Raw genomic sequence first — 13,407 nt, forward strand, 5'->3', positions numbered from 1 at the left:
CCAATCCCAGAGCATCGAGTCAGCGCAAGAACCAAGTCCGCTGGGTGCTTTCGACCGTGCGGCGGTTAAAAGACGTAATCGCGTAGATCAGTCCGGGCGTGATCTTCAGTCGCTTGCGAATATAAATCGCCATGGCGACGTTCCATACGACCAAGGCAAGCGCCAGCCCTATTGCTGCGCCCAGCGGACCGTAGATCTCTACTCCGATAGCACAGCCGACGACACCAAAAGCTGCCCCAAGGATCATCGTCACAGCGGCCGCCCATTCGTTTCCGGTCATGGTCAAGAGATTGAGCTGCGGTCCGCACAGGGCCACGAATACGTACCCCAGCATTAGCACCCGCGCGATCGGTGCTCCAGTTCCGAAATCCTCACCGAACCAGCTTAAAAGCGGCCGAACAATCAAGAGCAACGGGATTGCCATTGCTATTGCGGCACCGGAGGAAAGCAGGGCAGCTCGTGAAAACAGCTCTTGCAAACCTCTTCGGTCGTTTTTTGCGTAAAGCGTAGCTGCCGTCGGCGAGAACATTGTAGAGACGGCCACCAACGAGAGACCGACAAGCAACGCGACATTGAGCCCCAGGGCGAAAATGCCTGCGTCGCGTATGTGGCCGGTCCAGCCGAGCACCATTACCCCCGCCCTGTTGATGAAGACGTCAAGACCCGCCATCAGCATGATAGGGGGGACCGCCGACCACCAATCCTTGGATGCATCGGCAGGTTCAGCATGTCGTAAACCCGGCGGCTGAAATCTTGCCAACAGGACAAAGACGAATGCGACTGTTACGGCCGAACTCGTCAGCACCGCTTGCATGACCAACGGTGCATTCAGAGTCCACGAACCGGACAAGGCGGCGGCACTTAGCAATGTGAGCAGCAGTCCATCACGCACAATGCGTTCTGGCAGAAGGGCAGAAACACCGCCGCCGAAGGCACGGATGAGAGCCGCGCCCAAGGCTGAAGTCGTGACCAGCGGAACGGCGGCCATACCCAAGAGCTGGCTGATCTCAAGTTCCCTGTTGTGTGAGGACGAAGACAGAAAGATGTAGGTCGCCCCTGCCAAGCCGAATAGAGACGCCACTGCCAACGAGCGTTGAAAGGCAAATCTGATTATGCCGTGGGCCAGGTCCAGGCGCCCCTGGGCCCTATAGGCAGATACGAAGCGCAACAACGATACGTTGAAGCCAAGGGTTGCGAGATATGCGAGCACCGATGTGGTTGAAAGGACGTAGGAGTAGATACCATAGCTGGTAGAGCCTACGATACGAGCAATCAGCAATTGCGCCAGGCTGGTTAGACCTGCCCCGGTCACATAGATCATGAGCGCAAAAACGGTGGCATAGCCCAGGCTACGGTTTATTTCTTGCTTCCCGAGCGTTACCGCATCGCTTCCAGCTGCGGAATTTACGGGGTTCTGTATTGTTATGGTATCCACGCCGTCATCAAGGTAGGCATTGTCTACCGTCAGCGGCTGCGATGAGTGGACAACTTGATGTCGGTACATGGGAGTGACCTGATCGCGGGCCATCTTGAAGGCGATCTTGCGGCTGACGAGTTCAACGCTTTTCGACAACGATGGGTCGTCGAGGGTTTCAACGGAGATTGTTTTCCTGTCGGTTGCCACAAGGATGTCGTTGATATTTTGAAACACTCCGAAAGCTCGCATGCTCGCTTCGAAATCCGCATCGAGAATGCGTTCGGCCGGAGCCGCTTGCATCATTCGCTCCCGCAACCGCGCCTCGGCTGCTGCACGAGGCAATACCACTCGCAAGGTAAAATCCGCGGTAGGAGTGACCTTCAGCGCTCTTGCAATCGCAACGTTGTCGACGCACCCGTGAAAAATCGACAGTGAAGCAACAGCCTGCACGTATCCCTGGTCGAATATTGTAATCTCTCTGCACTGTCGCGCTTGGTCCCAACGATTGGAAAGGTTTATGATTTTTTGCCAGACCCGAGCTCGCCAAATAAATTTCCTTGGCTCAATCGCCTTTAGCATCGACGACGCGATCGACAGATATTTTATCAAATCCGACGTATAGAAGAACAGTTTTGCAGTTGAAAATATTGCAGAAAATACTCTATAGATGAACATAAATATCCCGAGATCTACACTCCTTGACCTTCTACTTGCTTTGTGACTGAAGACCACCTTCGTAGCGTAGCCCTGCCCACGCAACGATTTGGCAAGCGCATGGGCAAAGACTGCTTTACCAGCACCAGGCGGTCCAAAGAGTTCGATAATCATTTCTCGCGACCCAGTGGGCTTGAGGGCTTTATCGTTTTCCGAACAGCAGAAGATCGCCACTGTCCCCAAAATGATATTTGGCGTGCTGCTTGAGATTTACTCCAGTGAGAGCAATCCCTACCGGAGCGGATCTCGAACCATCAGGCTGCAGCGATTCCAGAATACCGCGCGCGACACTGCGCGGTGTCTTGGCCCACCGGACAGCAAAGATAACGGCATCTGCCCAACCGCTGAGCAGTCGGGATTCCGGACCGTGCAACCCTGGCGGCCCGTTGAGAATGACGAGATTGTACACGGCGCCCAGCTTGTCCGCGAAGTGTCGCGGCACATCGACGTCGACCAACAGCTTCAAAAGATCGTCCGAAACTATGGGTGAGGCCATGAAATCGATGCCGATACCGGGCATGCTCACAACAGCCTCGTCTAACTCGCAGCGGCCCCTCACATAATCCGCAAACGACTTATGCGGCTTGGAAATGCTGAATTCGCGCACAAAGTCGTTGGTCAGTTGCTTATCCTGCGGGTCAAGATCGATGAACAGGACATTGCTGCCCAGGCGTGTGGCCGAGAGCGCCAAGCTCCATGCCAGCTCTGTTTTCCCATCACCTTTATCGCTGGAAGTGACGAGCACCATCTGCGACGATCGTCCGGGGGCCGGTTCGGGTGCCACATTGATCAATAGCGACAAGGCAGCGCGGCCATAGGCGGAATTTTTCTGGCTTAGAATGAGGGTCTGCAAGCGCTTCGCACTCGCTCTTGATGCCCTGGGCAATAGCCCAACGGAAGGGAAGCCGAGCGCTGCTTCTGTCTCAGCCTCACCGCGCATTATGCGGCTCATGCGATTTTTCAAGAGAACCAAGACGCCCCCGATGAGGCCGAATACGACCATACCCGGCGGGATGAGGAAGATCGGTGAAAGGCTCTTCGGGTTGCTCGGTGGCCATGCCGCCGAAATTATCGAAACTCCCGCAGACGGAACCGCGATGCGGTTCCTCAAATCCTGTTGCCTGTTCAGAAGATCATTGTACCGCTGCGTCAATATGGTGACTGCCGGCTCCAATGCGTGAAGCCCGGAAAGCCTGCCTGCCGTGTCGGCTACGACCGCGTCAAGCACATTCTTGCGCGCCTCCAGAGCGGAAACCTGCGCGCGATAGATGTCGGCTTCCGACTTGATGCGTTCGATGCTCTGTTCGATCTCGCGCTTGACGGCAACATTCAGATCCGCATCGGCCGCGGCGCCGCCCTGCCGGGCTATCAGATCGCTCAGCGTCGGCGATCCGATTGCGCTCGCAAGCGTGGCGCTCGTGGCGCCGGAGCGTTGCAATTCTTGTATATGCTGAACACGGGCCTCGGCTGTGGAGAGGTTTGCGCGAGACAATGACAGTTGCTGATTAAGCTCGGCCGTGTCGCGGACAGCATTGTCAACGGCACCCTGGTCGACAGTCCCGTGACTTAGCCTGTATTTTTCAAGACGGTCCGTCGCTTGCGCGAGATCGGACTGCACACCAGGCAGCGCAGCGACGACGGATTCGAGCTCCAACCTATCAGCGGCCTGAGCAGTCCGCGCGAGATCCTGGACATACACTTGCGCGAATGTGTTGGCCACGAATGCCGCCCGGACGGGATCCGGATCGGTAAAGCCGATGGTAATGACTCGCGATCGCAGTTCCTGCCCGACCCTGACGTAGCGCCTTAACGCCTTCAGCCTCGCAGCCTCCCTGCCCTCTGGGGTCATGTCAGCGTGATCCGGCCAAACCCCGGCCAAGAATGCACCTGCAAACGATTGCGATTCGGCTGGGGAAGCGGCGTTTTGCGCCGCGGGGCCGTTGAGGTTGGCCTGCCGATCGGGCGTTGCCTTGTAAATTGCGTCAATTACCCGACGCAGATGAGATTGCGAGGCCAGCATCGTCAGATGGTTGTCAATGCTGGTATCGAGCATATCCTGACCGCCCGTCGGCTGAGGAGTGCTTCTGGTCGGATTGTCGACGATGATTTGCGTGGTGGCCTCATACAGCGCCGGCCGGGCGAAGCCGGCTAGACCCGCGACCGCACCGCCCAAAACGACCATTGCGACCAAGAACCATTTGCGCGCCGCCAAGGTAACCAACAATTGGCCGAAAGGGGTCAGGTCTTCTCGGGGGTCACGTAGCGGACGCCGCATGCGCGGATTGGGCTCTCGCACTTCGACGCGCATCTCTGTGGCGCGCGGTAGCTTTGTTCGCCTGGCTATCGAACCTTCCATTTTAAACTCCCGTCATTTCAAGCAAGCGCGACTGTCTCGCGGGCACTGGAAGCCGGTTGGCGTCGGCGCGCCATGCCAGGAACATCAATGTTGCCCAAAGATCCCGGGAATGATCCCGCTTTCCGTTGACATGATCGCGCCAGCACGTCTGGACCTTATCGATGTCCAGAAGCCCATCTCCTGACTGGCGCATGTCGGCGAACAGGTCACTCGCCCATGCACGCAACGGTCCTGTCAACCAGACCGCAATCGGAACATCGAAGCCCTGCTTAGGCCTATCGATGAGCCGCCGGGGAACGTAGCGATGCAACAACTGTCGAAGCAGCCACTTGCCTCGTCCATGGCGGACCATTGCATCCGGTGGCAACCGCCAGGCGAATTCAACGACGCGATGGTCGAGCAGCGGGCAGCGGCCTTCCAGCCCGTTCGCCATGCTGGCTCGGTCCAGCTTCACTAGGATGTCGCCGGGCAGATATCCTGCCATGTCGTTGTAGAGGAGCCGGGACAGCAAATCGTCGAGTCGCGGAGTTCGCCGAGTTGACGCCCGGTGGCCAAATCGGGTCAGGCTTGTCGTCGATGACCCTGTCAGACGCTGGTACAGTTCTTCCTGGTCCGAAGCGGCGAGCAATTGAGCCAATCGCTCCAGCCGATCACCGCGCAACGCATGGCCGAAGAGCGCTGAAAGTGGCAGCCTGCCAAAAAAATCGTAACGGGTGGCGCGCGCCACAAGCCCGATGCATGCGGCAAGTGAACCACGCAGCGACGAAGGCAACCGACGACGCCGATTTGCTTGCGCCGCCATCAGATGGCGAGCGTAACCGGCGAAACATTCATCGCCTCCGTCGCCCGTCAGCGCCACAGTGACGTGCTGGCGAGCAAGTCGCGCCACCAGCAGAGTGGGGATTTGCGATTCGTCAGCGAACGGCTCATCCCAGGCACTGGGCAATTCCGGAATGACATCGCGCGCGGAAGCAGGGGAAAGGTGCAGTTCTGTATGATCGCTGCCTATGTACTGAGCAACCGCAGCAGCATGAGGAGCTTCATCGAATCCGTGCTCCCCGAAGGCGATCGTGAAAGTGCGAATAGATTTTCGGGATTGGACCTGCATTAGCGCGGCTACGGTCGAGCTATCTACGCCGCCCGACAGGAAGGCGCCGAGCGGCACATCCGCGCACATGCGCTCTCGAACAGAAAGCCGAAGCAGCCGATCGAGTTCATTCGTTAAATCCTCGTCGCTGCCGACGATCGGGTCTTGCCGGCCCTTCGCGGCGACGTCCGCCAACGACCACCAGAATCGAACTTTGTTTCGAACAGTTCCCGTACGGCGCGCTTTCGCGAAATCCGCTGCAGTCAAAGATAGGGCCGATCCCGGCGGCAATTTGAAAACGCCGCGCCAGATACAACTGTCGTCCGGCACCCAACCTTGCGACAGCATAGCCCTTACGGCGCTGGGATTGAGTTCTGGACGGAAATCCGGGAAACACCGAATGGCCTTGAGTTCGGAGCCAAAAACCAGGGCATGGCGGGTCGGGGCGACGTAGATCGGCTTTTCCCCCATCCGGTCGCGGGCCAGATGAAGAGTTCTCGTTTTTGCGTCCCACAATCCGAACGCGAACATGCCGACAAATCGCGTAAGCGCAGCTTCGAGCCCCCACTGCTCCACGGCCCCAAGCACAACTTCTGTATCGCATGTTCCGCGAAAGCTGTGGCCGGCATCCTCAAGCTCTCGGCGCAAGTCCCGAAAATTGTATATCTCCCCATTGAAGGTGATCACGTACCGGCCGCTGTCCGAGCGCATGGGCTGGGCGCCGGTTTCCGACAAATCCACGACTGCCAGGCGGCTGTGGCCGAAAGCGATACCAGCCTCCACATCTTTCCAGAAGCTTTCGCCGTCGGGCCCTCTGTGACGGAGGGCTGTTGTCATCTGCGCTATAGCTGCGAGCGGCCTTGTGCTGGGCGAGTCTGGCGCAAGAAGGATCCCGGCGATTCCGCACATATCAACGGCTCCTCGCTCCTGCAGTTGCCGCGATAAACTTGGGCTGCCCGGCTACGAGGCAAAGTGTGATCGAGAACCAAACGATCGGGTGGCGAATGACCAAATGCGGGAAGCCGAAGATGCCGATCGACAACGCAAGTGCCACCAGAGCGTCGAGCCTTGCACGCCAGGCAGAGATGGCCGCGAGGCCAAGGATCCACAACAGGGCGAGAACCGCTAGAATGCCTCCTTGAGTATACAAGTCCAGTAGCGTGCTGTGAGCCTCGAAAGGCAGGTCGATAAACTCCTTGGTCACGACAGATCTGTCGACATGTGGTCCCGGGCCGAGGCCCAGCGAAGCAGACCCCAACCCCTTGCCCAGAGCATTGGTCCAGATATTGATGCGCAGATTGGCTGTCTCGGCTGTCGCCTCACCACCCTCGCCTTTGGTCAGGCTCTTGGCGAAATTTTCAACAGTGCTCGTTTCCGCAAGCACATAGGGTGTTGCGGAGATTGCAAGAGGGACCAAAGCAAGCAACAGCAAAAGGCTGATTTGACGACCAAGAGTGACCCTTCCGCCAACCGCGACCCATCTCCGGACGCGCAACATCAGGAAAACCAAACCGGTTATCACTATTGTCAATAGATAGGTATCGCTCTTAGTCAATCGTCCGACGTATACTATGAGAACAATGCTTACTATGCCAAATGTCCTGGCTATCATATTACTTGTTGTCATTGAAAGGTATAGTGCAAGGGGACCGAACAGCGCGCAATAAAGTGCCAGTTGGTTTGGGTTGTCCGACCATCCTGTGAACCTGTCCCAAAACCAAGGGTTCACTCCGGACTGGTGGAGTAAGCCGAATCCAAGCGCCAGCTGGAAAACAAAACACGCGTTCGCAATGACGATCACCCACCACGCGGTGCGACGCAGATGGCGATCCGCCTGAGGATCAGCCGCAAGCAGACATGTAACGAATGCCAGCAACAGATAGGCAATCATGTCGTGAACCGGCGCGTCCATGTACTGAACGCTCGTAAGCATGCCGACAATCATGCCTAGCCCGAGAGCGAATGCCATGATCCCCCAGAGGGCGGCAAAAATCGACAGGGCCGGCGTGGCTTCAAGTCGACCACCGGCAAGTACGCGGCCAATCGAAATCAGTATCCAAACCGCCAGCAACAATTCGCTGATTCCGAACGGCGCGCCTGGAATTTCGAGTTGCGATGCATAAGCCATTGCAACGCCGCCGGCCAACAGGACGTCTCGGATCATTGGCGCACCTCGCCCAACGGACCAAATGCGGCATTCTTTTCGGTCTGCGAGGCCTGAACTGAGGCGCCAACGGCTTTGGCATCAAGAATATGCCGGTAAAGATCGCAATACTGGGCGACCACCAGCGGCAGCGCGAAATGCTGCTTGACGAATTCGATGGAACGAGCGCCCATGGCCGCCCCGGTGGGGCGGTCTGCCAAGACTTGATTTATCCTGGAAGCAAATGCCTCGGCATCGCCAGGCGGAACCAGGTATCCGTTCCAACCGGGCTGGATCACTTCGTTGCAGCCCGGCATATCTGACGCCACGATAGGCAGCCCAGCCAATCCCGCCTCGAGCAGGACGCGTGGCACTCCCTCCCGATATTGTGTCGGAAAGGCAAACAAATCCGCCATGCCAAGAAGGGCAGGAACATCGCGCCGTGGACCCAGGGCAATGACATGAGGGGAATGGCGTTCGATTTCCGATTTGTCGACGGCGAACGGCCCCTCGGATTCCCATGGACCAACAAGCACGAAACGCGCATTCGGCCTTTTTTCAAGAACGCGGGGTACTGCCTTAAGCAGCGTTGGGATGCCCTTCTCGCGCGTCAGCCGGCCGACAAAAATGATCACTTCAGCCGATGACAGCCCAAGCTGCTCGCGCATCGCCTGCGATGACGGAGCGCTCTGTCTTGCCCTGATAAAGCCATCGATGTCGATGCCGGAACTGCAGATCAGGCGACCAGTCCCGCGCCCGATGAGCCGGTAGCGCTCGAAGAACGCCTTGTCATCACGATTTTGGAAAACCGTGGCAGCCGTCCAGCGCGACGAAAGCCACTGCAGCCCCGAGAAGATCGGGCGCAGCGCCATGGCCCTCGGCTCACGGGAAGAAAACGTCCAGCCAAGACCATTGATGGTGCGGATGACCGGAACGGCCCCCCTTATCGCCAACGGCGTCAAGAGATTAGGCTTGGTATCAAAGCTCTGTACAATGTCCGGGCGCAGGTCCGAGATCAGTTTTCTGATCGTCCTTACGGCGCCTCCACTCCCGCTGGAAAATCGGTCGAAGCCGTAGCGTCGATGCGGAATGTCGTGCTGCGAAAATGCTGTATCCGGACCGCTCGACACCGCAGTGACTTGGAAGCCCTTCTGACGCAGCGACAGCAAAAACGGAATCCTGAAGGCGTGGTCCTCGCCTCCAACACACACAAGATGCGGATTCATGCTGTCTCCCCCGACCGCCCGTCAGACTTGGGTCGCGTGCACTGGTCAGCATTTCTTCGTGCTTCCATGATCCTGGTTCGCTACTCAGATACATGTTTTGCGCCAAGGTTCACGGTACGGGCAGGCTTGCCCAATGTCCTCGTCCGTTTGAATGAGCGGACCGATCTCGGGGTGCGCGCGGCTGCGTCGGAGCGCGAATTGAATGTCCATTTCGGCGAGGGGAATTCGAGGCTCGGCTGTCTCTGAGCCGGTGACAAGGCCTCAGCTTGAGTTGCGTCGGTTCAACCGTTCCTCAAGTCCAAGTTCGGCGAACGCGGTTCATCGCAGAACCCTGGATCTGACGAGCTATCGACGAAGATACGTTCCTAGCAAAATGCCTAGAGGAAGAGAGCACTCAAGCGAAGTGTCCTTCGCTCAAAAAAAGGGAGTGCCTCGCACTGGGCATACCCGAGAAAATTTCAAGTTTTCCCAAAAAACCGGGAATTGATCCTGACAACCGTTTCCTTATTGCTGTGTTCTGTGCCCAGCATCAATGATTCTACCGGTATCGGGTTGTTTTGGTTCCAGCAGCGTTTCGCTCGCCGCATCGTCGGTCTTTGCGGCCTGAAGGTTGAGCAACGGAATCGTGTTATCCCCGGCTAATTTGATGCATCATCGAACACCGAAATTCGATGCAAATCACTGTAAGATTAGGCGTTTTTGGTGCTGGTAAAGTACTCGATCAATCATTCTATCAGCATATTTCCGTATTTGATTTGGCGCTAATGTACCCTCTCGGTTAGGCAGGGGATGGGGCGCTTATCAATCGGAAGAAGGATGTTCGCATGGCTACCATGCATTACGCCTATGGCGCCCCCGCCTCCGGCGCCATAGCTAATGGCTTCAACTTGATCGACCTTCAGTACGCGTCATCGGTCAACGCGCTGCCTGACGGCACCAAGGCTTTGATATATCTCAACGAAAGCAGCGGGGTGACCCAGTCTTTCATAGACAAGGTGACGCCCCTCCTCGGCAATTCCAAGGTTTTTGGCTTTTATCTCACTGACGAGCCTGACCCCACGGGCAAATACCACACACAGGTCAGCGCTGCGAATCTGAAGGCCGAATCCGACTGGATTCACTCTCATTTCCCGGGTGCGAAAACCTTCATTACGCTGATGGACATGGGGTCGTTCACGGCCTCCGATTACACCAACACGTACAATCCCGCCAACACGGGGATCGACTATTACGGGCTCGATCCCTACCCCGTGCGCTCGACCGCGGTCGACTTCAACTACATCGACAGAGCCGTCGCTGCAGCGGAGAAGGCGGGCATTCCGCAGAGTGCGATCATTCCTGTGTTCCAGACGTTTGGCGGCGGCGGGTGGTCGACCAATACGGGCGGGTCTTATGTGATGCCTACCACCGCCCAGGAACAGACCATCATGGACCATTGGGCAAAGCTCGTCCCGTCGCCAGCCTTTGACATGGCCTATAAGTGGTCCTCGCAAAATGGCGAGACCTCGCTTGGCAACACGTCGTCGATGCAGGCGTTTTTCCTGGATCACAACACCCACACCAGCACCAACACTGGCACCAGTACTGGTAGTAGCACTGGCACCAGTACCGGCACGACAACCCCACCTCCCGTCACGGCCCCGATCGCCGACATAAAAGGCACCAGCGGCAACGACGTTTTGCGCCCGGCCGACAACGCCGCACACACGATGGCGGGCTATGGAGGCAATGACGACTACTATGTCAACAATGCCGCCAGCAAGGTGGTCGAGGCCGCTGGCCAGGGCCAGGACAGGGTGTGGACGTCGGTGAGTTATGCGCTTGCTGCCGGCTCGTCGATTGAGGTCCTCGGTACCCAGAAGGATGCCGGCACGACGGCAATCAATTTGACCGGCAACGAACTGCGTCAGCACATCATCGGAAATGCCGGCGACAACGTCATAAAGAGCGGCGGCGGCGGCGATTGGCTGACCGGCAATGGCGGCCACGACACCTTCGTTTTCAACAGCACCCTCAGCAAGAGCAATGTTGCCACGGTTACCGACTTCAGCCCGTCTGTGGACAAGATCCACTTGGATGACGCTGTCTTCAAGGGGCTCAGCGTTGGGGCGCTCGCAAGCAGTGCTTTCTATACCGGTACCGCCGCTCACGACAGCACCGATCATATCGTCTACAACAGCACGACCGGAGCGCTCTACTTTGACAGTGACGGCGCAGGCGGCGCAGCTCAGATTCAGTTCGCCGCCCTTTCCCCGCATCTTGCGGTTACGGCGAGCTCGTTCGCTGTGGTCTAGGACGGGCATGCTCTGGCGGTCTAGCGCAGACGCGTACCTGCCATAAGATCGCCGTCGATAGGAGCCTCCAAGCTCCGCAAAGCAGGGCATTACCGGCGACAATGTTCGCCGGTAATGCCTATTCCACCGTCACCGACTTCGTCAGATCTCGCGGCTGGTCGACGTCGGCGCCCATGAAGACGGCGCTGAAATAGCCAGCATCTGGATCTGCAGCGCATAGATGATTGCATGGATGCCACCACTTATGCTGGCTTGGCAGCAGCTCCGCCTCGAAGCGGGTCCATCGATCGAACAGATGAAGCCGAATTCTTCCGTACATCTTAGAAGGAGACCGATGCGGGGCGATTTGGTGGATAGTTGGAGCATGCCGACGTGTTCAACGTGCGGGTATGGCGCAGCGGTTCGAGCCGCGCAACCCATCAACTCGGAACCCGTCGCGCCAACACCTTGGTCGCCAAAGTTCACACGCATCGGCAATCTGTGCATGTCGACGTTGCTCATGATGCTGATCTGCAGCCAATCGGCGCTGTCTGCGGGTGGAAACGGCAAGACGCTTCACTACACCTCCGGTGGGCCGAGCGTTGCGATCGCGAGCGCGGGTTTCGACCTCGCCGATGTACAATCCGTAGAGCAGCTCAATGCCTTGCCGCCAGGGATGAAGGGGCTGATATGGCTAAATGAATCCAGCGGCGTGACGCCACGCTTCATCGCCAAGGTGAAGCCATTTATCGGCAATCCGCGGCTGTTCGGTTTTCGCCTCTGCGATGAGCCGGATATCACCGGCAAATACCATCCCCCAGCAGTTAGTCCGGCGGCCCTGAAGGCCGAGGCCGAGTGGATCAGAGCCAATGTCCCCGGGGCAGTTACATTTGTTACTTTGATGGACATGGGGTCTTTCGAAGCCCCCGCCTTCATGAATACCTTCAATCCCGCCAACACCGGGATTGATCTTTTCGGCCTGGATCCATATCCCGTCCGCGGCAAAGCTTTCGATTTGGATTTCATCGATCGAACGGTCGAGGCAGCCGTTGCCGCTGGCATCCCTCTCGACAGGATTGTGCCTGTATACCAGGCCTTCGGCGGCGGCAATTGGAAGACCCGTACCGGAGCGGCTGCGGACGTCTATGTACTGCCGACACCGGACCAGGCGAAGCAGATCTTCGCGCGCTGGGCCACCTACTCTCCGGCTCCTGTATTCGACTTTGCCTATGCCTGGGGTTCGCAGAACGGAGACACCAAGCTAGGCAGCGCCAGCCCTGAGGCGCTCGAACTTCGCTTGGCGTTCAAAGCGCACAACACGGCGCAGTAGCAACTGCCGCGATCATTTTAAAAGGTACCTCAGCTGTGCAGAACGCAGATCCTCATTGCTGCGCATCAGCCATTCAACAGCTAGAGCAATTCCAGGAAAAGTGTGAGCGGTTTTCCGTCCGGAATTGCGTAAAAAAACAAAGCGATAGGGCGTTTCCCCGTTTCCGTGAACCGGGAAACGCACTAGCCGAACAGACGATGAACTTGGCCGTTCAGCTGTATGCCGAGTCCTCGGCTGCGAAACTTATGGACGATTGACCTCTTCTCTTGCCAGCGACGCTTCTCAGCTTGACGCTCGTGGAACCAAAGGAGACCGCCAACAAGAAGACAACATACGCCAATGCCGAATACGAAGAGAGGATCGCCCTGTTCACCGCCACCAAAGAATATCGCCGAGACGATAAACACACCGCCCGCGAGCGCGCCGACCCAGGCTGCTATGCCGCATCTGGAAAGCCCATCGTGCTGGCCACAAAGAAAGCGGTAGCGCTCAGCAAGGCGCGCTTCGTCTTCGCTCAGATTTAGCGCGCAGTCTCCGTTGGCTTCATGCAGCATATTTCACCCCCTGCTTACTTTGCATACGGGGTATCGGCGACAAATGTTTCATTCAAGCGAGGGACAAATTGCAATTTTTCGCACCGTTATGATGCCGTCGCGATGCAATGTGCAATAACCGGGTCAGAGGTGATGCTCAGCGCGGCCGGGCCGCTCTATGAAGTCGCGACAATCCGTATGGCACTTTGCTTGGCCGTGATTCAGGGGCGGTGTCATTGAGAGCGGTCCTTCATTCGCACGGCGGAGGCTCCATCGAGATTTGTTATAACAGCGTCAGCCGGCGCCCTGTATCGAGTCCGTGCCCCCG

At 57.5% G+C, this 13,407-nt stretch carries 9 protein-coding genes; 2 read left to right on the forward strand and 7 right to left on the reverse strand.

The window, feature by feature from the left end; genetic code table 11:
• Positions 1–19: 19 nt before the first annotated feature.
• The 5 genes from LB535_RS00105 to LB535_RS00125 are packed head-to-tail and all read right to left on the reverse strand — an operon-like array spanning position 20 to position 8,943.
• Positions 20–2,245 (reverse strand): lipopolysaccharide biosynthesis protein, encoded by a 2,226-nt coding sequence (locus LB535_RS00105; protein ID WP_224630749.1) that lies wholly within the window; start codon positions 2,243–2,245, stop codon positions 20–22.
• 28 nt (positions 2,246–2,273) lie between these two features.
• Positions 2,274–4,487: a GumC family protein gene (locus LB535_RS00110; protein WP_224630750.1), complete on the reverse strand. Its 2,214-nt coding sequence runs from the start codon at positions 4,485–4,487 to the stop codon at positions 2,274–2,276.
• Between the two features lies 1 nt (position 4,488).
• Positions 4,489–6,483 carry an asparagine synthase (glutamine-hydrolyzing) gene (asnB, locus tag LB535_RS00115; RefSeq protein ID WP_224630751.1) on the reverse strand — a complete coding sequence of 665 codons (1,995 nt, stop codon included), beginning with the start codon at positions 6,481–6,483 and terminating at the stop codon, positions 4,489–4,491.
• 1 nt (position 6,484) lies between these two features.
• Positions 6,485–7,738, reverse strand: coding sequence for an O-antigen ligase family protein (locus LB535_RS00120; protein WP_095768660.1), 1,254 nt, complete (start codon positions 7,736–7,738; stop codon positions 6,485–6,487).
• Complete coding sequence (locus LB535_RS00125) at positions 7,735–8,943, reverse strand: glycosyltransferase family 4 protein (protein ID WP_224630752.1); 1,209 nt, start codon at positions 8,941–8,943, stop codon at positions 7,735–7,737. The genes LB535_RS00120 and LB535_RS00125 overlap by 4 nt, the downstream gene beginning before the upstream one ends.
• Positions 8,944–9,767: 824 nt before the next feature.
• Here LB535_RS00125 and LB535_RS00130 point away from each other — a divergent pair.
• The gene (locus LB535_RS00130; protein ID WP_224630753.1) at positions 9,768–11,237 is read left to right on the forward strand and encodes a calcium-binding protein; all 1,470 of its coding nucleotides are present in this window, start codon (positions 9,768–9,770) and stop codon (positions 11,235–11,237) included.
• Between the two features lie 141 nt (positions 11,238–11,378).
• Here LB535_RS00130 and LB535_RS00135 read toward each other — a convergent pair whose 3' ends face one another.
• Entirely contained in the window at positions 11,379–11,738 is a 360-nt protein-coding gene (locus LB535_RS00135; protein ID WP_224630754.1) for a hypothetical protein, read from the reverse strand.
• Between LB535_RS00135 and LB535_RS00140 the strand changes: the two genes are divergently transcribed.
• Positions 11,722–12,546, forward strand: a complete 825-nt coding sequence (locus LB535_RS00140; protein ID WP_224630755.1) for a hypothetical protein — start codon at positions 11,722–11,724, stop codon at positions 12,544–12,546. The genes LB535_RS00135 and LB535_RS00140 overlap by 17 nt on opposite strands.
• Before the next feature lie 182 nt (positions 12,547–12,728).
• Here the strand turns inward: LB535_RS00140 and LB535_RS00145 are convergent, their stop codons facing one another.
• Positions 12,729–13,100: a hypothetical protein gene (locus LB535_RS00145; protein WP_224630756.1), complete on the reverse strand. Its 372-nt coding sequence runs from the start codon at positions 13,098–13,100 to the stop codon at positions 12,729–12,731.
• Positions 13,101–13,407: the final 307 nt, after the last annotated feature.

This window comes from Mesorhizobium sp. CA10, from assembly GCF_020165285.1.
In the GTDB taxonomy this organism is placed as follows: Bacteria; Pseudomonadota; Alphaproteobacteria; order Rhizobiales; family Rhizobiaceae; genus Mesorhizobium.

Coding starts and splice junctions, on each gene's coding strand:
- LB535_RS00105 (WP_224630749.1), bottom strand. CDS start 2,245: ATGATTATCGAACTCTTTGGACCGCCTGGTGCTGGTAAAGCAGTCTTT.
- LB535_RS00110 (WP_224630750.1), bottom strand. CDS start 4,487: ATGGAAGGTTCGATAGCCAGGCGAACAAAGCTACCGCGCGCCACAGAG.
- asnB (WP_224630751.1), bottom strand. CDS start 6,483: ATGTGCGGAATCGCCGGGATCCTTCTTGCGCCAGACTCGCCCAGCACA.
- LB535_RS00120 (WP_095768660.1), bottom strand. CDS start 7,738: ATGATCCGAGACGTCCTGTTGGCCGGCGGCGTTGCAATGGCTTATGCA.
- LB535_RS00125 (WP_224630752.1), bottom strand. CDS start 8,943: ATGAATCCGCATCTTGTGTGTGTTGGAGGCGAGGACCACGCCTTCAGG.
- LB535_RS00130 (WP_224630753.1), top strand. CDS start 9,768: ATGGCTACCATGCATTACGCCTATGGCGCCCCCGCCTCCGGCGCCATA.
- LB535_RS00140 (WP_224630755.1), top strand. CDS start 11,722: ATGTCGACGTTGCTCATGATGCTGATCTGCAGCCAATCGGCGCTGTCT.
- LB535_RS00135 (WP_224630754.1), bottom strand. CDS start 11,738: ATGAGCAACGTCGACATGCACAGATTGCCGATGCGTGTGAACTTTGGC.
- LB535_RS00145 (WP_224630756.1), bottom strand. CDS start 13,100: ATGCTGCATGAAGCCAACGGAGACTGCGCGCTAAATCTGAGCGAAGAC.